Here is an 18210-nt window from a genome sequence, read left to right on the forward strand (position 1 = left end):
CAGCAGCTCGATGTCGCGCGTCATGTCGCCGGGCCCGGCCACGTAGGCGGGCACGGCGTACATCATCACCTGCATCATGCACAGGCCCGAGACCAGCCAGCGGAACAGCGCCCGGCGCGACTCGATGCGGCGGGCCTGCTGGCGCGAGACGTCGCCGGCGGGCACGAAGCGGTAGCCGGCCTGCGCGGCGGCGGCGAACCACTGCGAGGGGCGCGCCTCGGCCGGCGACCACACGATGCGCGCGCGCCGGCTGGCGGCGTTGACGCGCACCGACTGCACACCCGGCACGGCGCCCAGCGCGTCCTCGATGGTCATGGCGCAGGCGGCGCAGTGGATGCCCTCCACGGCGACGTGCGACTCCCAGCAGGCCGGTGCCTCGGCGGCGCCCAGCGGGCGGCCGAAAGCGGCCCATTCCTGGGGGTCGTCGAGCAGCGTCCACGACGCGGCGTCGCGGTCGGCGTCCGGCACGGCGCCGCGGCCGGGCCGGGGCGCCGGCGGCGCCGTGTCGGGGGCAAGGGCGGCCTGCATCATGGGCGCCGATGGTGCGCCGGGCGGCCGCGAACAGTCTTGACCTGCGTCAATCCGCCGGCAGACGGGCACACTAAGCTGGCATCGCCATCCGTGGGCGGCAGCGCCGCACCGGGCAACAACCCCACGCGGCGCCGCAGCATGCGCGCCGCCCGGTGCCGGCACGGCTACAAACGAACCCGTGGCGGCAGGGCGCGCCGCCTTGCCCCGAATACTTTCCCATTCCTCCCAAGGAGATACGCATGAAGATCCTCATCGCCGTCGACGGCAGCCCCTTCACCCGCAAGGCCATCGACTACCTGGCCGGCCACCGCGGCATGTTCGTGGACGGCAACGAGCTGGTCGTGCTGAACGTGTGCGCCGGCATCCCCGGCCACGTGGCGCGCCACATCAGCAAGAGCACGCTGGACGAGTACTACGCCGAGGAATCGGCCAAGGTGATCGACCCGGTCAAGGCCATCCTCGACGGCCACGGCATCGCCGGCTACCAGGTCCTGGCGCGGCACGGCCGGGCGGCGGAGGAGATCGTGCGCGCCGCCAAGGAGGCCGGCGCCGGCCTCATCGTCATGGGCACCCACGGCCACGGCACGATCGGCCGGGCGCTGATGGGCTCGGTGGCGACCAAGGTGATCGCCGAGGCGGGCATGTCGGTGCTGCTGGTGCAGTGAACCCGCCCCTGCCGCCCCCGCCGCGGGCGGGGCGGCGGCGGGTCAGCCGAACAGGTTCTTGTACTGCCCCCGCAGCAGCGCCTTCTGCACCTTGCCCATGGTGTTGCGCGGCAGGTCTTCCGCCACGAAGCAGCGCTTGGGGATCTTGAAGTTGGCCAGCTTGCCCTTGAGCTCGGCCACGATGGCGTCGGCGTCCAGCGTGGCGCCGGAGCGCGGCACGACCACCGCCACGCCCACCTCGCCGAAGTCCGGGTGCGGCACGCCCACCAGCGCGCTCTCGGCCACGCCGGGCAGCTCGTTGAGGTAGCCCTCGATCTCGGCCGGGTAGACGTTGTAGCCGCCGCTGATGATCAGGTCCTTGCTGCGCCCGACGATGGTGACGTAGCCCAGGCCGTCGACCTTGCCCACGTCGCCGGTGCGGAAGTAGCCGTCGGCGGTGAATTCCTCCTTCGTCTTCTCCGGCATGCGCCAGTAGCCGGCGAAGACGTTGGGGCCGCTGACTTCGATGTTGCCGATCTCGTCGGTGGCGCATTCCCTGCCCTGGTCGTCCCGCACGCGCAGGCTCACGCCCGGCAGCGGGAAGCCCACCGTGCCGCCGCGCCGCGCGCCCTGCACCGAGGTGTAGGGATTGGAGGTGAGCATGATGGTCTCGCTCATGCCGTAGCGCTCCAGGATGGTGTGGCCGGTGCGCTGCTGCCACTCGGTGAAGGTCTCGATCAGCAGCGGCGCCGAGCCGGAGATGAACAGGCGCATGTCCTCGCACTGCTTGTGCGTGAGCGTGGATTCGGCCAGCATGCGCACGTACAGCGTGGGCACGCCCATGAACACGGTCGCCTCGGGCATGCGGGCGATGACGCGCTTCGGGTCGAACCTGGCGAACCAGATCATCTTGCTGCCGTTGAGCAGCGCACCGTGGATGGCGACGAACAGGCCGTGCACGTGGAAGATGGGCAGCGCGTGCAGCAGCACGTCGCCGTGGGTCCAGCCCCAGTAGTCCTTCAACACCTCGGCGTTGGACAGCAGGTTGCGGTGCGTGAGCATCGCGCCCTTGCTGCGGCCGGTGGTGCCGCTGGTGTAGAGGATGGCGGCCAGGTCGTCGGGCTTCTTCACCGCGATGCGGTGCTCGTCGCTGCACTGGGCGGCCATCTCCAGCAGCGTGCCGGTGCGGTCGTCGTCCAGGGTGAAGACGTGCCGGGTCTTCGCCTTCTGCGCGATGGGCCCGATCCAGGGCGCGTTGCGGCTGGTGCACACCACCACCTCGGGTTCGGCGTTGGTGACGAAGTACTCGATCTCCGCGCTCTGGTAGGCCGTGTTCAGCGGCAGGAAGACGTAGCCCGCCCGCAGCGTGGCCAGGTACAGCAGCATGGCCTCGACCGACTTCTCCACCTGCACCGCGACGCGCGCGCCCTCCTTGAGCTTCAGGGCGACCAGCAGGTTGGCGATCATGGCGCTGGCCCGGTCCAGGTCGCGCCAGGAATAGGCCAGGCCGTCGTCCGTCTCCACGGCAATGGCGTCCAGGTCGTGCGGGAAGGCCGCGCGCAGGGCGGCGAAAAGGTTGGCGTTGGCGGAGGAAGTCGGGCTCATGGTGTGCTGCTGCGAAATGGCAGGCCGCCGCCCGGAGGCGGCGGCGGTTTCTTTTTCTGCGGATGGCGGCGAAGGGCCGGTTCTACTCCAGTTTGGCCCCCGAGGCCTTGACGACCCCTGCCCAGCGGCGGACTTCGCTGCCGACGAACTGGCCGTAGGCCGCGCCGGTGAGGTTCGGGATCTCCGAGCCGTTGCTGGTCCAGATGGTGCGCGTCTCGTCCGTCGCCAGGGCCTTGCGCATGCTCTCGGTGATGCGCGCCACCGCCTCGGGCGGCGTGCCCTTGGGCGCCCACAGGCCGTACCAGGTGGTGACGGTGTAGTCCGGCAGGCCCACCTCGCTGGCGCAGGGCACGTCGGGGAAGGCCGGGTTGCGCTGGCTGCCGGCGACCATCAGCGCCTTGATGCGCCCGGCCTTGATGTGCTGGGCCGAGGAGCCCAGGCCGTCGAAGCCGCAGTCCACGTTGCCGGCGATCAGGTCCTGCAGCATCGGCCCGGCGCCGCGGTAGGGGATGTGGGTGATGAAGGTGCCCGTCTGCAGCTTGAACAGTTCGCCCGCCAGGTGGTGCGAGGTGCCGGCGCCGGCGCTGGCGTAGTTGAGCTTGCCGGGGTTCTTCTTGGCGTAGGCGACGAACTCCTGCAGCGTGCTCTGCGTGACGCGGCGCGGGTTGACCACCACCACCTGCGGCACGTTGGCCAGCAGCATGATGGGCACGAAGTCCTTCTCGATGTCGTAGTCGAGCTTGGGATAGATGGACGGCGCGATGGCATGGTGCACCGCGCCCATGAACAGCGTGTAGCCGTCCGGCTGCGCCTTGGCGGCGATGCTGGCGCCCACGGTGCCGCCGGCGCCGCCGCGGTTGTCGATCACTAGCGTCTGGCCGGTGACCTTGGAGAACTGGGCGGCGAGCGGCCTCGCGAAGGCGTCCGTGCCGCCGCCGGCCGGGAAAGGCACCACCATCGTCACCGGCTTGGCGGGCCAGTTGGCGTCGGCGCGTGCCCCGAAGCCGGCCAGGGCCGCGCCCGCGGCCGCCAGGCGCAGCATGTCGCGCCGTTGCATGTCATGGATCATGGTCTCTTGTCTCCTGTAGTGGTGGCGACGCCGGGGCCTTCGGCGTCCGTGTCGATGGAATCGGCCCGGAATGGTGAAGGCTGTTTCAGGTCTTGAGCATCAGGGCTTCCACGTCCCCGGAGACGGGAATCCGCCCGCCGGCCAGCATTTCGCGGTGCTTGTCCAGCCGCTTGAGGTCGTACAGGTAATTGACCATCAGGCCCCAGGACTGCTTCACGCCCTTGGGCGACGGGTCGGCGGCCCAGTTCAGCCGCTCCACCCGGGCGCCGTTGCCCAGGTGGAAGCGCGCCACCGCGTCCACGGGGCGGCCGTCGACGAGCGCGCGGCCCAGGTACTCGGCGGCGAACTGCGTCAGCACCTGGCGCAGCGGCGAGCGCGGCGTCATCGCCAGCGCCTCGTCCAGTGCCGGCAGCAGGCGGTCGGCCGTGGGCGGCAGGGCGCCCAGCGCGCGGCCCAGCGCCTCGGCCTGCTTCTCGGGCAGGCGCGGCAGCAGCGTTGCCGCGTTCTGCCCCACCCACTGCCGCAGGCCGGGAATGGGCGAGAGCGTGGCGAAGGTCTTGAGCTTCGGAAACTCCTCGCGCAGCGTCTCCACCACGCGCTTGATGAGCGAGTCGCCGAAGCTCACGCCGCGCAGGCCGGCCTGCGTGCTGCTGATCGAATAGAAGATCGCCGTGCCGGCCTTCTCGGCGCCCGGCTTGGCCGCCTCGTCCAGCAGCGGCGTGATGCTGTCGCTGATGGCCTGCGTCAGCGCCACCTCCACGAAGATCAGCGGCACGCCCGGCATGCGCGGGTGGAAGAAGCCGTAGCAGCGCCGGTCGCGCTCGTCCAGCCGGTTCTTCACGTCCGACCAGCTCTTGATGTCGTGCACCGCCTCGTACTCGATCAGCCGCTCGATCAGCGAGGCGGGCGAGTCCCAACTGATGCGCTGCAGCTCGAGGAAGGCCACGTCGAACCAGGTCGAGAACAGCTGCTCCAGCTCGGCGTCGAGCGCGAGCAGGCGGCGGTCCTTCTTCAGCTCCGCCAGCAGCTCGGCGCGCAGCTCGACCAGGAAGCGCAGGCCCTCCGGGTGGATGGCGAAGCGCTGCAGCAGCCGCGCACGTGGCGAGACCAGCGCGCGGCGCAGCCGCACCTCGGCCTGGCCGTGCTCGGCCGAGCCGGTCGCCGCCGACTCGAACTGCGCGTGCGCGGCCTTGAGCTTCGCGGCGTCGGGCGCGAAGCACTCGTTCATCAGCAGCCAGACGTCGCGCCGCTCCTCGCGCGGCAGCTGCGCGTACCAGAGCGCGATGTCGTGCGCGCGCCGGCCGGCCTCGACCTCGCTCACGCGCGGGTCGACCACCGCCTGCAGGTCCTCCAGCGCCTTGCGCAGCGTGCGCGGCGCCATCGCCTCGCCGTGGCGGCGCAGGGTCGCCTCCAGCCGCTCGGCCAGGGTGCGCGGCGCGCGCGTGTCGGCCGCGGGCTTCTTCGCGGCCGGCGCCCGCGCGGGGCGTGCCGCGGCGTCCGCGTTCTTCTCGGAAGGCTTGAGCAGCGACACGCCGCGCTGGATCCATTCGGGAGGCGTCATGTTCAAAATCTCGGTCGGGGGTTCTTGGCCAGGGTGCGCAGCGCCTCGCGCTGGCGCTGCAGGTGGGTGCGCATGGCGGCGTCGGCGCCTTCGCTGTCGCGCGCCTTCAGGGCGGCGAACACGGCCAGGTGCTCCGACAGGCTCTGCTCCAGCCGGCCCGGCACCTGCAGCGTCTGCAGGCGCGCCAGCTTGAGGATCTTGCGCAGGTCGCCGATCACCTGCGCCAGCCAGCGGTTGTCGGCCATCGCGATGATGGCCTCGTGGATGGCGTAGTTGGCGGCGTAGTAGTCGTTGATGCGGCGCGCCTTGGCGCAGCGCGCCAGCCGCTGGTGCATGGCCTCCAGGGCGTCCAGCTCCGCGTCGGTGGCATTGCGCGCCGCCTCGAAGGCGCAGCGCCCTTCCAGCAGCGCGATGACGGGGAAGATGTCGTCCAGGTCCTTGTCCGTCACCTCGGCGACGAAGCAGCCGCGGCGCGGCTCGTGGCGCAGCAGGCCCTCGGCGGTCAGCACCTTCAGCGCCTCGCGCAGCGGCGTGCGCGAGATCTGCAGCCGCGCGCACAGCGCCGCCTCGTCCAGGAAGCTGCCGGGCGCCAGGTCGCCGTCGAAGATCTCCTCGCGCAGCCGGTGGGCCACCTCGTCGTGCAGGGAGTGGGGGACGATGCTCATCGCGGCGAAGGGCGGGTGGGCGGTGGACGTCGGACGGGATGGGTCAGCGGGAATCGGGAGAAGGAAAGAGCGGGGAACGGCTGAGCTGGAGTAATTACACGTAATTATGAGAGGCCACTCGACATCACGCAATGCTGTCCGCGGCCGGAAAACCCCCTTTACAGTCGGTTTCCCCCGCCATCGCCCTCCCCTGCCTCGCCATGTCCCGCAGCGCCCAGAGCACCCGCCGCGCCCGCCAGCCGCGCCCCCTGCCGATGCGCGACGGCGTGGGCGCCAGCTGCGTGGCGCTGCCGCCCGGCCCCTGGGCGACGGTGCTGGACTTCCTGTGCGAGCGCTTCGCGATGGTGGCGCGGCAGGACTGGTGCGAGCGCATGGCCGCCGGTCGGGTGGTGGACGGCGCCGGCCACCCGCTCACCCCCGGGCGCGCCTACGAGAAAGACCTGCGCGTCTGGTACTACCGCGAGTGGCCCGACGAGCCGCGCATCCCCTTCGAGGAGCGCATCGTCTTCCAGGACGAACTGCTGGTGGTGGCCGACAAGCCGCACTTCCTGCCCGTCACGCCCTCCGGCCGCCACGTGCGCGAGACGCTGCTGGCCCGCCTGAAGCGCCGCCTGGGGCTGGACACGCTGGTGCCCATCCACCGCATCGACCGCGAGACGGCGGGCCTGGTCGTCTTCAGCCTGCAGCCCGCCACGCGCGGCGCCTACCAGCGCCTGTTCGAGCAGCGTGCGGTGGCCAAGTGCTACGAGGCGGTCGTCCACTGGCCGCCGCCCCGGCCCCTGCCCGCCGTCCACCGCAGCCGGCTGATGCCGGTCTTCATGCGCTCGGAGGAGGTGCCGGGCGAGCCCAACAGCGAGACGGCCATCGAACTGCTGGACGCCGGCGAGCGCTTCGCCCGCCTGGCCCTCGCGCCGCGCACGGGACGCAAGCACCAGTTGCGCGCCCACTGCCACGCGCTGGGCATGCCGATCGTGGGCGACGGCATCTACCCCGTGCTGCGGCCCGAGGGCGCGGACGATTTCGACCGGCCGCTGCAGTTGCTGGCAAGGGAATTGGCCTTCACCGACCCGGTGACGGGCCAGGCGCGGCGCTTCGCCAGCCATCGGGCGCTCATGCCGGTGCGCTAGCAGCGCGCGCGGCCGACGCACGGCGCGGGCGCTTGCCGCGCCCGCCGCGCACCGCTAACCTGCGCGACGCTCGGCCGGGAGACCGTATCCGCGCAGAAGAACACCAGGAAAAACGCAGATAAACGTCTCGAAGCGATCGCGCCTGCGGCGACGGGGGCGGCGGCGGAGGTGGCGGCATCTTCCTGCCCCTGCCCACCACGCCGGAAGGAACGCCGACCACCCCGGCCACTCCGGCTCCGCCTCCAGCGCCCCCCGGGGTCGGCCAGTCGGAGGCGTTCCGCATCCGCGCCGACCCCAACGGAGCCACCTACCCCATCAATGTCTACCTGCCGCCCTCCTACCGCAGCGGCTCCGGCACCTATCCGAGCATCTACGTGCTCGACGCCGACGCGCGCTACAACAACAACGAGCCGCGCTTCCAGAGCCTGCGCACACTGCTCGCCAGGTCCGGGAAGGAGGCCATCCTGGTCGGCATCGGCAACACGGCGCGGCGGGACGTGGACTACGCCTTCCCCGGCGGCCGGCAGTACCACGACTTCCTGGCCAAGCAGTTGGTGCCCACCATCGAGTCACGCTACCGCGCTGATCCGGCCCGGCGGATGATCACCGGCCTGTCGCTCGGCGGCTCCTTCGTGGTGGGGGCGCTGTTCATCGAGGCGCCGGAGACGCTGGTGTTCCAGCACTTCCTGTCCTTCGACGGCGCCTTCCACGGCGACTACCTGGCGCAATTGAAGTCGCTCGACCAACAGGCCCGGTGGTAGGCGACCGGCCCCTCGGCGCCACGCTGTACCTCGCCAGCGGCACCGGCGGCGTATCCAACGAACGCGCGGTGACGGACTTCCACGCCTACATCGCCACCCGCAACTACCCGGGCCTGTCCATCGTCTTCAAGAAATTCGACGCCGGGCACACGGCCATGGACATCCCGGCCTTCGAGGACGTCATCGACCGCTTCCTGGAATAGCGGCCTCACGCCCTTCAGCGCGCGCCGCCGGCCGGCCGCGCCGGCGCCGTCGCATACAGCCAGACACCGAACAGGATCATCGGCACGCACAGCCACTGCCCCATGCTCATGTTCAGCGCCAGCAGGCCGAGGAAGTCGTCGGGCTCGCGGAAGTACTCGGCGATGAAGCGCATCGCGCCGTAGCCGATCAGGAACACGGCCGACACGCGGCGCTCGCGCCGCTCCTTGCGGGCATAGAGCCACAGGATCACGAACAGCAGCAGCCCCTCGAGCAGGAACTGGTAGATCTGCGAGGGATGGCGCGGCAGCATCGAGCCGCTTTGCGGGAAGACCATGCCCCACGGCAGGTCGGGGCTGGCGAAGCGGCCCCACAGCTCGCCGTTGATGAAGTTGCCGATGCGCCCCGCGGCCAGCCCGGTGGGCACGCAGGGCGCGACGAAGTCCATCACCTGCCAGAAGGGCTTGCCGCGCGAGCGGGCGAACCACACCATCGAGCCGATCACGCCCAGCAGCCCGCCGTGGAAGCTCATGCCGCCCTGCCAGACCATCAGGATCTCCAGCGGGTGCGTGAGGTAGTGGCCGGGCTTGTAGAACAGGCAGTACCCCAGCCGCCCGCCCACGATGACGCCCATGACCCCGAGGAAGAGCATGTCCTCCACGTCCTTGCGCGACCAGGCGCCCTCGCCCGCCACCGAGCGGAAGGGCTCGTGCCGCAGCCGGCGCGTGGCGAGGAAGAAAAAGAGGCCGAAGGCGGCCAGGTAGGTCAGGCCATACCAGTGGATGGCGACCGGGCCCAGTTGCAGGGCCACGGGGTTGAACTGCGGGTACATCAGCATGGGCGCCGATTGTGCCCGCCGGCCGTGGCGCGCCCGGGGGCGCGGCCGGCGATTCCTCAGCCGCGGCCGAGCATCCAGGCTGCCGCGAAGGCGACGGCCGCCGGCACCACGAAGACGATGCCGAGGATCGGCAGTTCCGCGCGCACGGTGTAGCCGGCGTGGGTCACGCCCACCCACATGTTGACCAGCGCCACCAGCGCCCACGCCGGCACGAACCAGCGCGCCGCCAGCGCCATGGCGGCGGTGCTGGCGCCCCACAGGTGGCCGAAGAGGATGAACAGGCCCAGCAGCACGATGCCGCCGCCGATGACCATCGCCATGTGCATGGGGAATCCCTTCGCGTCGGATGAGGCGCCGATGATCGCCTACTTGGTGGTGTAGCCGCCGTTGATCAGGATGGTCTGCCCGGTGATCCACCAGCCGTCGCTGACCAGGTGGCGGATGAAGGGCACCACGTCCTCGATGTCGGTCAGGCCCGTCTTGCTGAAGGGCGACAGCGCCGCCGCCGTCTTGTGATAGGCCACCGCGTCCTCGCCCTCGGCCGGGTAGAAGAAGGGCGTGTCCATCGGGCCCGGGCCGACCGCCGTGACCGAGATGCCGCGCGCGCCGAACTCCTTGGCCGCCGCGCGGGTGAAGTGCTCCACCGGCGCCTTGGTGCCGGCGTACGAGGCGTAGAAGGGCGTGAAGGCGCCCAGCAGCGAGGTGACGAGTGTGCAGACCTTGCCGTTGTCGTTGACGTGCCGGCCGGCCTCCTTCAGGAAGAAGAAGGCCGACTTGCTGTTGACCGCCGCCATCTCGTCGTACTCGGACTCGGTGATCTCGGCCAGCGGCTTCTTCAGCACCTTGCCGACGGTGTTGATGGCGATGTCGGGCCGGCCGACGGCGGCCACGGTGTCGGCAAAGAGCTTTTCCATCGCCGCGGCGCCGGTCAGGTCGGCCTGCAGCGCCACCGCCTTGGCGCCCGCCTTCTCGATGGCCGCGACGGTCTTCTCGGCATCGGCCCGGCTGGCGGCGCTGTTGTAGTGGATGGCGACCGCCTTGGCGCCGTGCTGCGCCAGATCGGTGGCGATCAGGCCGCCCAGGTTCTTGGCACCGCCGGCGATGAGGGCCACCTTGCCCTGGATGCTGTGCTTGCTCGACATCGAAACCTCCTGATGAATGAATGGCGGAATTCAGTCTATTGAGCAGCTCTCATTCGATAAACAGCCTTCTTCTGGCTAGACTGTTCAGGAATTCCGATCAATCTGCATGGACCGCGTCGACCAGTTGCGCATCTTCCTGCGCGTCGCCCAGTGCGGCAGCTTCACGCTGGCGGCCGACCAGCTCGCGCTGCCGCGGGCCAGCGTCTCCACTGCCGTGCAGCAGCTCGAAGGCCGGCTGGGCGTGCGGTTGCTGCACCGCACGACGCGCCGCGTCAGCCTCACGCCCGACGGCGAGGCGCTGCTGGAACGCGCCCGCGCCGTGGTGGCCGACGTGGACGAGCTGGAGCAGCAGTTCCGCCCCGCCGGCGGCGCCCTCGCCGGCCGGCTGCGGGTGGACCTGCCCAGCCGCGTCGCCCGCCGGCTGGTGGCGCCCGCCCTGCCCGCCTTCCTCGAACGGCATCCGGGCATCGAGGTCGAGCTGGGCTCCAGCGACCGCGCGGTCGACCTGGTGCACGAGGGCATCGACTGCGCGCTGCGCGTCGGGACGCTCGCGGCCAGCAGCCTGGTGGCGCGGCCGCTGGGCACGATCCGCCTGATCAACTGCGCCAGCCCCGCCTACCTGGCGCGCCACGGCACGCCGCGCACGCCGCTCGACCTGCCGCGGCACCTGGCGGTCAACTACGCCTCGCCGACCAGCGGGCGCATCGCGCCCTGGGAGTGGCAGGAGGACGGCGCACCCCAGGCGCTGGCGATGAGCGGCCGGGTGGTCGCCAACAACGCCGAGACCTACATCGCCTGCTGCCTGGCGGGCCTGGGGCTGATCCAGATCCCGGCCTTCGACGTGCGCGAGCACCTGGCGGCCGGCGAGCTGGTCGAGGTGCTGCCGTACTGGCCGGCGCCGCCCATGCCGGTGCACTTCGTCTATCCGCATCGGCGCCACCTGTCGCGCCGCGTGCAGGCCTTCAGCGTCTGGCTGGCCGGGCTGCTGCAGCCGCAGCTGGCCGCCTGACGGCCGATGGATGTCAATGAGAACAACAGCGATGCGCAGGCAGAGCGCCGACGCGGGGGCTTGCGCCGGCGGCCCTCGCCCCGCCGCGGCCGGCGGCGCATACTTCGCCGGTTGGGCGCCCGCGCGCCCGTTGCCAACGACAAGAAGAGGACCGCCATGCAAGGCCACCCCCAAGTGATCGACTGCCTCAAGGACCTGCTGCGCGGCGAGCTGGCCGCCCGCGACCAGTACTTCGCCCACTCCCGCAACTACCAGGACCAGGGCCTGCAGCGCCTGTACGAGCGGCTGAACCACGAGATGGAGGAAGAGACCCAGCACGCCGACGCGCTGATGCAGCGCCTGCTGATGCTGGGCGCGCAGCCGGACATGAAGCCCAAGGACTTCACCCCCGCCACCACCGTGCCCGACATGCTGGCCAAGGACCTCGCCACCGAGTACGAGGTGCGCCAGGCGCTGAAGGAAGGCGCCCGCCTGTGCGAGAGCCTCGCCGACTACGTCAGCCGCGACATCCTCGTCGCGCAGCTGCACGACACCGAGGAAGACCACGCCTACTGGCTGGAGAAGCAGCTGGCGCTGATCGACAAGATCGGGCTGCCCAACTACCTGCAGTCGCAGATGGGCTGAGCCGTCAGCCCTGCACGCGGGCGCGCACGAAGTCCACGAAGCGCGCCAGCGCCGGCGGCACGGCGCCGCCGGGCCACACCAGGCTGGTCTCGCACAGCGGCAGCACGGCCCGCCGGCGGGAACCGCCCAGCACCTCGCCCGAGCGATACACCACCCCGGCCCGCCGGAACTGGGTGACGCTCTCCGGCACCCAGGCCACACCGACGCCCCCGGCCACCAGGTTGACGATGGTCTGCATCTGGATCGCCTCCTGCGCGACGCGCGCCGCGCAGCCCGCCGACTGGTAGAGCGCCATCACCGCGTCGTGCAGCGACGGCACGATGCGGCGCGGGAAGATCACCAGCGGCTCGGCCAGCACCTGCGCCAGCGCCGGCCGGTCCGCCCGGGCCAACGGATGCTGCGTCGGCAGCGCCAGCACCATCGGCTCCGTCGCCACCGCCAGCCGCGCCAGGCCCGGCGGCGCGGCGCCGGGGGTGTGCAGCATCAGGCCGGCGTCGATCTCGCCGCGCGCGAAGGCCGCGAGCTGCACGTCGCCCGTGGCCTCCACCAGCTCCAGCGCCACGCCGGGGCTGTGGACGCGGAAGGCGCGCACCCATGCCGGCACCTGCTCGAAGCCGGCGGTGGAGACGAAGGCCAGCCGCACCCGTCCCACCTCACCCGCCGCCGCGGCGCGCGCCCGCGCGGGCAGGCCCTGCGCCTGCGCCAGCAGCGCGCGCACCTCGGGCAGCAGCGCCTCGCCGGCCGGCGTGAGCGCCACGCGCCGCCGCGTGCGGTCGAAGAGGCGCACGCCCAGCACGCGCTCCAGCCGGGCGATGGCCTGGGTGACGGGCGGCTGCGTCATCGCCAGCCGCTGGGCGGCGCGGCCGAAGTGCAGCTCCTCCGCCACGGCGAGGAACTGCCGCCAGGTGCGCAGGTCGATGGCCTCTTGACTCATTCGCACAGCATATCAATCAATGCAGCAAAGAAGATTGGATGCAATGAGAAGCCGGCGCGACAATGCCGCCTTTCCCCCACGAACCCGAGCGAGACCGATGGACACCAAGACGATCCAGATCAACCGCCGCAGCGCCAACATCACCGAAGGCAAGGCGCGCGCCTCCAACCGCTCCATGTACTACGCCATGGGCTACACGGAGGACGACTTCAGGAAGCCCATGGTCGGCGTGGCCAACGGCCACAGCACCATCACCCCCTGCAACTCCGGCCTGCAGAAGCTGGCCGACGCCGCCATCGCCGGCATCGAGGAAGCCGGCGGCAACGCGCAGGTGTTCGGCACGCCCACCATCTCCGACGGCATGGCGATGGGCACCGAGGGCATGAAGTACTCGCTGGTCAGCCGCGAGGTGATTTCCGACTGCATCGAGACCTGCGTGCAGGGCCAGTGGATGGACGGCGTCGTCGTCGTCGGCGGCTGCGACAAGAACATGCCCGGCGGCATGATGGGCATGCTGCGCGCCAACGTGCCGGCCATCTACGTCTACGGCGGCACCATCCTGCCGGGCAAGTGGCGCGGGCAGGACCTGAACATCGTCAGCGTGTTCGAGGCCGTGGGCCAGAACGCCGCCGGCAAGCTCAGCGACGCCGACCTCAAGGAGATCGAGCAGCACGCCATCCCCGGCACCGGCTCGTGCGGCGGCATGTACACGGCCAACACCATGTCCAGCGCCTTCGAGGCCCTGGGCATGAGCCTGCCCTACTCCTCCACGATGGCCAACCCGCACGACGAGAAGCAGAACTCGGCCAAGGAGTCGGCCAAGGTGCTGATCGAGGCGATCAAGAAGGACCTCAAGCCGCGCGACATCGTCACCAAGAAGGCGATCGAGAACGCCGTGTCGGTCATCATGGCCACCGGCGGCTCGACCAACGCGGTGCTGCACTTCCTGGCGATCGCGCACGCGGCCGACGTGGAATGGACCATCGACGACTTCGAGCGCATCAGGAAGCGCGTGCCGGTGATCTGCGACCTCAAGCCCAGCGGCAAGTACCTCGCCGTGGACCTGCACCAGGCCGGCGGCATCCCGCAGGTGATGAAGGTGCTGCTGAACGCCGGCCTGCTGCACGGCGACTGCATGACCATCACCGGCAAGACCATCGCCGAGACGCTGGCCGACGTGCCCGATGCGCCGCGCGCCGACCAGGACGTGATCCGACCGATCGACAAGGCGCTCTACAAGGAAGGCCACCTCGCCATCCTCAAGGGCAACCTCAGCCCCGAGGGCGCGGTGGCCAAGATCACCGGCCTGAAGAACCCCGTCATCACCGGCCCGGCGCGCGTGTTCGACGACGAGCAGTCGGCGCTGCAGGCCATCCTCGACGGCAAGATCAAGGCCGGCGACGTGATGGTGCTGCGCTACCTGGGCCCGAAGGGCGGCCCCGGCATGCCCGAGATGCTGGCCCCCACCGGCGCGCTGATCGGCGCCGGCCTGGGCGAGTCGGTGGGCCTGATCACCGACGGCCGCTTCTCCGGCGGCACCTGGGGCATGGTGGTCGGCCACGTGGCGCCCGAGGCGGCGGCCGGCGGCAACATCGCCTTCGTGAAGGAAGGCGACAGCATCACCATCGACGCGCACAAGCTGTTGCTGGAGTTGAACGTGAGCGACGCCGAACTGGCCGAGCGCAAGAAGGGCTGGACGCCGCCCGCCCCGCGCTACACGCGCGGTGTGCAGGCCAAGTTCGCCTTCAACGCGGCGAGCGCCAGCAAGGGCGCGGTGCTCGACAACTACTGAGCCGCGCCCTGGGCGATCACCCGCCCAGCAGGCGCGCCACCAGGCCGAAGGCCGCGAAGCCCACGCCGACGACCACGAAGATGAAGCGCGTGTGAAAGGGCATCGCGGCCGGCGGCAGGCTCTGCGCGATGAAGTGCAGCAGGCCGCCGCCGCCGACGATCATGAAGCCGGCGCCGAGCGAGCGCGTCAGGTCCTCGCCGAGGAAGCTGACCGCGAAGCCGCCCAGGAACACCACGTTGGCGATCACCGTGAGCTGCGTGCGCCGGCGCCGCTGCGCCGGCGTGGGCGGGCGCGGCGGCACCTCGCCGCGGCGCTCGCTCACGGCCTGCGCCGTGAAGAACACGCCGAAGAGCGTGGGCAGCAGGCCGAACAGGCCCAGGGCGATCGCCAGGCCGCTGGCGTTCTGCAGGTCGTCGATGCGTGCGCGGGCGGCATCGCCCTGCGGCAGGCGCACCGGCACCTCGTCGCCGGGTCCCGCACGCGGCTGGCTGCCGCCCAGGCCGGTGATGCGGTGCGTGGCCCCGTCGGGCGAGGTGAACTCCACCACCGGGCGGTCGTCCTCGAACTCGATCAGCCGGCCGGGCACCGCCATCGAGTCCGCGCTGTTCTTCCAGCCCTCCCAGACGGCCACGCCGGCGCCGGTCAGCCCGGTGAGGCCGATGACCAGCGTGCCGATCGCCACGCCCACGGAGAAGCCCGCCCAGCGCCCCACCAGCGCGCCCAGCGCCGGGCCGAGCACGCAGGCGCCGAAGAAGGCCAGCAGCCATCTCGTAACCAGGGCGTCGTCCATGCCCCGCCTCGCCGGGCGCTGGGAGGATCGCGCCGCTCAGCGCCTGCTGCGCTTGCGGTTGGAGCGGGCGCTGAGCATGCCCAGCTGGCTGCGCTGGCGCTCGATGCGCGCCTGCTTGCGCTCGTCCTCACGCTCCATCGCCTTGCGCTTGGTGTAGCCGGACGCGTCCGCATACCACCACCAGGCCGCCGCGAAGGCGAAGGGAATGAGCACGATCCACCAGCTCAGGCGAGCGACGAAGCCCACCTCGAGCAGCTTGAGGACGACACCCAGCACACCCAGACCGAGAAACCACATGGAACAACCCCTCCGACTTGCATGGCGCGCGCCTGGCCGGCACGTCGCGCTCCCTACCTAGAATCCGTGCGAGCCACTGTACAGCAGCCACGCCCCGCCCCATGCGTCCGTTCCGTCTTTCCATCCTCTGCGGCAGCGCCGCCCTCCTCTGGCTCGGCGCCGCGGCGCCGGCCGCGGCCGACCTCGCGCTGGCGACGGCCAAGAACTGCATGAGCTGCCACGCCGTCGAGCGCAAGGTGGTCGGGCCCTCCTTCAAGGACATCGCGGCGCGGTACAAGGGCCAGGCCGGCGCCGCCGACCTGCTGGCCACCAAGATCCTCAAGGGCGGGGCCGGCGCGTGGGGGCCGGTGCCGATGCCGGCCAACACCCAGGTCAGCGAGGCCGACGCGAAGAAGCTGGCGGCCTGGGTGCTGTCGACCAAGTAGGCCGCAGGCGGCGCACGCACCTCAGCCGCCGCGCCGCTGCACGGCCAGTTCGGCCTCGATCGCCTCCAGCAGCCGCCGCGCCCCCACCGTGGGCTCGCCCGTGCGCCGCAGTGTCACGCCGACGGGCCCGTCGGTGCTGCCGGTGTCGAAGGGCAGGCGCCGCAGCTCGCCGCGCGCCAGCGCGCAGCGCACCGCGCCCTCCGGCGCGAACCACACCGCGTCGATGCTGCGCAGCAGCTCCAGGGCGAAGCTGGTGTCGGTGGCCTCGACCAGGCGCGGCGGCGGCCGCGTGCCGCGCGCGTACAGGAAGGCGTCGGCCGTGTCGCGCACCAGCGTGCCCTGCACCGGCACGATGAGCAGGTGGCCGGCCAGTTCCTCCAGCGTGGGCGGCGCCTCGCGCGCCAGCAGCGGGTGCCCCGGCGCGGCCACCAGGACCAGCGGCTCGCTGCCCAGCGCGCGGAAGGACAGGTCGACCATCGCCGAGGGCTGCGCCAGGCGCCCCAGCACCAGGTCGATCTCGCCCTGGCGCAACTGCGCCATGAGCTGGCGGTTGGTCCCGCTCACCACCCGCACGCGCAGCGCCGGTTCCAGTGCCGCCAGCCGCGCCACCGCCGCCGGCAGCAAGCCCGCCGCCATATTGGGCAGGGCGCCGACGGCCACCCGCAACTCGTCGGCCTCGGGCTGCTCGAGCGCCTGCGCCAGCCCCTCCTGCAGGGCGCGCAGCGTGCCCACGGCGTGCTTCATCAGCACCTCGCCGGCGGCGGTGAGCTCCACGCCGCGGCGCCGGCGCAGCAGCAGGCGCCGGCCGACGATGTCCTCCAGCTCGGCCACGGTCTTGGACACGGCGGGCTGCGTCAGGGCCAGCGCCCGGGCCGCACGCACGAGGTTGCGCTCCTGCCCGACGACGGCCAGGCATTGCAGGTGGCGCAGCTTCAATCGTGAAAAATTCATGGCTCTCGATCTCCCGAAAGAACACCTGCTCGAAGGCATAACCAACTGAGATATTAATTTCTGGAATACGTAAGCAACGAGCTTTCAGTTGTGCCGGGGGGATACGCCACCTAGAGTGCGGTCATCGGACACGCGCCGCCACGGCGCCTGCCCGCCAGCAACCACAGGAGACTCCCATGCCCCGTACCCTCACCCGCGACGCCGCCTCGCCGCGCCGCCGCCCCGTGCTCGCCGCCTCCCTCCTCGGCCTGGCCCTGGCCGCCCTCGCGGGCGGCACCGCCTCGGCGCAGAGCGCCTGGCCCGACAAGCCGGTGCGCCTGGTCACCAACTTCCCGGCCGGCGGCCCGCTGGACGTGCTGGGCCGGCAACTCGCCATCCCGCTGCAGGCCGAGCTGGGCCAGCCCTTCGTCATCGACAACCGCCCGGGCGCCGGCGGGAACATCGGCGCCGACGCGGTCGCCAAGAGCGCGCCGGACGGCTACACGGTGCTGCTGACCATCGACACCACCCTCACCATCAACCCGCACGTCTACCGGAAGATGCCCTTCGCGCCGAAGGACCTGAAGCCGCTGATGATCCTCTCGTCCTCGGGGCTGACCCTGGCGGTCAACCCCAGCGTGCCGGCCAGCGGGCTGCGCGAGTTCGCGGACATGGGCAAGAAGCAGGAACTGACCTTCTCCTCGGCCGGCAACGGCAGCCCGGGGCACATCGCCTCCGCCCTGTTCGCCAGCGGCACCGGCGCCCGCATCACGCACGTGCCGTACAAGGGCAATGCGCCCGCCGTGACGGCCTTGATCGCGGGCGAGGTGCAGGCCGGCATCCTGGCCACGCCCGGGCTGCTGCCGCAGATCCAGGCCGGCAAGGCCCGGCCGCTGGCGGTCACGGGCAGCCAGCGCTCGCCGCTGCTGCCGCAGACGCCGACCGTCGCCGAGCTGGGCTTGAAGGACCTGGGCTTCGACGTGCTGTACCTGACCATGGTGCCGGCCGCCACGCCCGATGCGGTGGTGAAGAAGCTGCAGGGCGCGCTGCAGCATGCCCTGGCCCAGCCCGAGGTGAAACAGCGCCTGGGAACGCTGGACATGGTGCCGCTGGGCGAGACGGGCCAGGCCGCGGCCGACCGCCTGGAAGCCAACCGGCAGCGCTACGGCAAGATCGTCGAATCGATCGGCCTGAAGCTGGACTGATGCCAATGAAGCGCCCGAACCTCATCTTCATCGTTGCCGACGACCTGGGCTACGCCGACC

The 18210-nt window shown here is 71.2% G+C and carries 21 protein-coding genes; 9 read left to right on the forward strand and 12 right to left on the reverse strand.

The annotated features are described in order from the left end of the window. Positions 1 to 528 (reverse strand): cation transporter (locus ACIY1X_RS13205; RefSeq protein ID WP_399681097.1); only part of this gene is annotated, 528 nt, incomplete at its 3' end. A 242-nt stretch (positions 529 to 770) separates the two neighbouring features. On the opposite strand from ACIY1X_RS13205, the gene ACIY1X_RS13210 reads away from it, so the two are divergent. After that, on the forward strand, positions 771 to 1196 hold the full coding sequence (locus ACIY1X_RS13210) for a universal stress protein (protein ID WP_038204519.1): 426 nt from the start codon (positions 771 to 773) through the stop codon (positions 1194 to 1196). A gap of 42 nt (positions 1197 to 1238) precedes the next feature. Here ACIY1X_RS13210 and ACIY1X_RS13215 read toward each other — a convergent pair whose 3' ends face one another. The 4 genes from ACIY1X_RS13215 to ACIY1X_RS13230 all read right to left on the reverse strand — a co-directional run bounded on the left by ACIY1X_RS13215 (position 1239) and on the right by ACIY1X_RS13230 (position 6075). Then, complete coding sequence (locus ACIY1X_RS13215; RefSeq protein WP_399681064.1) at positions 1239 to 2780, reverse strand: malonyl-CoA synthase; 1542 nt, start codon at positions 2778 to 2780, stop codon at positions 1239 to 1241. Positions 2781 to 2862: 82 nt separating this feature from the next. Continuing rightward, complete coding sequence (locus ACIY1X_RS13220; protein ID WP_399681065.1) at positions 2863 to 3849, reverse strand: Bug family tripartite tricarboxylate transporter substrate binding protein; 987 nt, start codon at positions 3847 to 3849, stop codon at positions 2863 to 2865. Between the two features lie 85 nt (positions 3850 to 3934). Continuing rightward, a complete protein-coding gene (locus ACIY1X_RS13225) occupies positions 3935 to 5410 on the reverse strand; it encodes a malonyl-CoA decarboxylase (protein WP_399681068.1) in 1476 nt (491 codons plus the stop codon). Between the two features lie 2 nt (positions 5411 to 5412). After that, complete coding sequence (locus tag ACIY1X_RS13230; protein ID WP_038204499.1) at positions 5413 to 6075, reverse strand: GntR family transcriptional regulator; 663 nt, start codon at positions 6073 to 6075, stop codon at positions 5413 to 5415. A gap of 200 nt (positions 6076 to 6275) precedes the next feature. Between ACIY1X_RS13230 and ACIY1X_RS13235 the strand changes: the two genes are divergently transcribed. The 3 genes from ACIY1X_RS13235 (at position 6276) to ACIY1X_RS13245 (ending at position 8166) form a co-directional block, all read left to right on the forward strand. Then, positions 6276 to 7202 carry a pseudouridine synthase gene (locus tag ACIY1X_RS13235; protein WP_399681071.1) on the forward strand — a complete coding sequence of 309 codons (927 nt, stop codon included), beginning with the start codon at positions 6276 to 6278 and terminating at the stop codon, positions 7200 to 7202. A gap of 314 nt (positions 7203 to 7516) precedes the next feature. Then, a complete protein-coding gene (locus tag ACIY1X_RS13240; protein WP_399681099.1) occupies positions 7517 to 7963 on the forward strand; it encodes an alpha/beta hydrolase in 447 nt (148 codons plus the stop codon). After that, positions 7957 to 8166, forward strand: coding sequence for a hypothetical protein (locus ACIY1X_RS13245; protein WP_399681074.1), 210 nt, complete (start codon positions 7957 to 7959; stop codon positions 8164 to 8166). The genes ACIY1X_RS13240 and ACIY1X_RS13245 overlap by 7 nt, the downstream gene beginning before the upstream one ends. A 14-nt stretch (positions 8167 to 8180) precedes the next feature. On the opposite strand, the gene lgt is transcribed toward ACIY1X_RS13245, so the two are convergent. Genes lgt through ACIY1X_RS13260 form a run of 3 tightly spaced genes read right to left on the reverse strand, consistent with a single transcriptional unit; the run spans position 8181 to position 10144 of the window. Then, the gene (gene lgt / locus ACIY1X_RS13250) at positions 8181 to 9002 is read right to left on the reverse strand and encodes a prolipoprotein diacylglyceryl transferase (protein WP_399681077.1); all 822 of its coding nucleotides are present in this window, start codon (positions 9000 to 9002) and stop codon (positions 8181 to 8183) included. A gap of 56 nt (positions 9003 to 9058) precedes the next feature. Further along, the gene (locus tag ACIY1X_RS13255) at positions 9059 to 9328 is read right to left on the reverse strand and encodes a hypothetical protein (protein ID WP_399681079.1); all 270 of its coding nucleotides are present in this window, start codon (positions 9326 to 9328) and stop codon (positions 9059 to 9061) included. A gap of 39 nt (positions 9329 to 9367) precedes the next feature. Beyond that, a complete protein-coding gene (locus ACIY1X_RS13260; protein WP_399681080.1) occupies positions 9368 to 10144 on the reverse strand; it encodes an SDR family oxidoreductase in 777 nt (258 codons plus the stop codon). A 106-nt stretch (positions 10145 to 10250) separates the two neighbouring features. On the opposite strand from ACIY1X_RS13260, the gene ACIY1X_RS13265 reads away from it, so the two are divergent. Beyond that, positions 10251 to 11153, forward strand: a complete 903-nt coding sequence (locus tag ACIY1X_RS13265) for a LysR family transcriptional regulator (protein ID WP_399681083.1) — start codon at positions 10251 to 10253, stop codon at positions 11151 to 11153. A gap of 156 nt (positions 11154 to 11309) precedes the next feature. Beyond that, positions 11310 to 11777 carry a bacterioferritin gene (locus tag ACIY1X_RS13270; protein ID WP_038204478.1) on the forward strand — a complete coding sequence of 156 codons (468 nt, stop codon included), beginning with the start codon at positions 11310 to 11312 and terminating at the stop codon, positions 11775 to 11777. Between the two features lie 4 nt (positions 11778 to 11781). Here the strand turns inward: ACIY1X_RS13270 and ACIY1X_RS13275 are convergent, their stop codons facing one another. After that, on the reverse strand, positions 11782 to 12711 hold the full coding sequence (locus ACIY1X_RS13275; protein ID WP_399681084.1) for a LysR family transcriptional regulator: 930 nt from the start codon (positions 12709 to 12711) through the stop codon (positions 11782 to 11784). A gap of 97 nt (positions 12712 to 12808) precedes the next feature. On the opposite strand from ACIY1X_RS13275, the gene ilvD reads away from it, so the two are divergent. Beyond that, entirely contained in the window at positions 12809 to 14503 is a 1695-nt protein-coding gene (gene ilvD, locus ACIY1X_RS13280) for a dihydroxy-acid dehydratase (RefSeq protein ID WP_399681087.1), read from the forward strand. Between the two features lie 16 nt (positions 14504 to 14519). Here the strand turns inward: ilvD and ACIY1X_RS13285 are convergent, their stop codons facing one another. Together ACIY1X_RS13285 and ACIY1X_RS13290 are read right to left on the reverse strand one after the other, a co-directional pair. Next, complete coding sequence (locus ACIY1X_RS13285) at positions 14520 to 15293, reverse strand: DUF3592 domain-containing protein (protein ID WP_399681090.1); 774 nt, start codon at positions 15291 to 15293, stop codon at positions 14520 to 14522. Between the two features lie 36 nt (positions 15294 to 15329). Next, entirely contained in the window at positions 15330 to 15590 is a 261-nt protein-coding gene (locus ACIY1X_RS13290; RefSeq protein WP_038204466.1) for a TIGR04438 family Trp-rich protein, read from the reverse strand. A 101-nt stretch (positions 15591 to 15691) separates the two neighbouring features. Between ACIY1X_RS13290 and ACIY1X_RS13295 the strand changes: the two genes are divergently transcribed. Continuing rightward, positions 15692 to 16015, forward strand: a complete 324-nt coding sequence (locus ACIY1X_RS13295; RefSeq protein ID WP_051953090.1) for a c-type cytochrome — start codon at positions 15692 to 15694, stop codon at positions 16013 to 16015. A 21-nt stretch (positions 16016 to 16036) separates the two neighbouring features. On the opposite strand, the gene ACIY1X_RS13300 is transcribed toward ACIY1X_RS13295, so the two are convergent. Beyond that, positions 16037 to 16966, reverse strand: coding sequence for a LysR substrate-binding domain-containing protein (locus tag ACIY1X_RS13300; protein WP_399681093.1), 930 nt, complete (start codon positions 16964 to 16966; stop codon positions 16037 to 16039). A 176-nt stretch (positions 16967 to 17142) separates the two neighbouring features. Here ACIY1X_RS13300 and ACIY1X_RS13305 point away from each other — a divergent pair, with 176 nt between their 5' ends. Next, positions 17143 to 18150 (forward strand): Bug family tripartite tricarboxylate transporter substrate binding protein, encoded by a 1008-nt coding sequence (locus ACIY1X_RS13305; RefSeq protein WP_399681096.1) that lies wholly within the window; start codon positions 17143 to 17145, stop codon positions 18148 to 18150. The last annotated feature ends 60 nt before the right edge of the window (positions 18151 to 18210 follow it).

The sequence above is a fragment of the Xenophilus sp. genome, from assembly GCF_044462705.1.
Classification (GTDB): domain Bacteria; phylum Pseudomonadota; class Gammaproteobacteria; order Burkholderiales; family Burkholderiaceae_C; genus Xenophilus; species Xenophilus azovorans.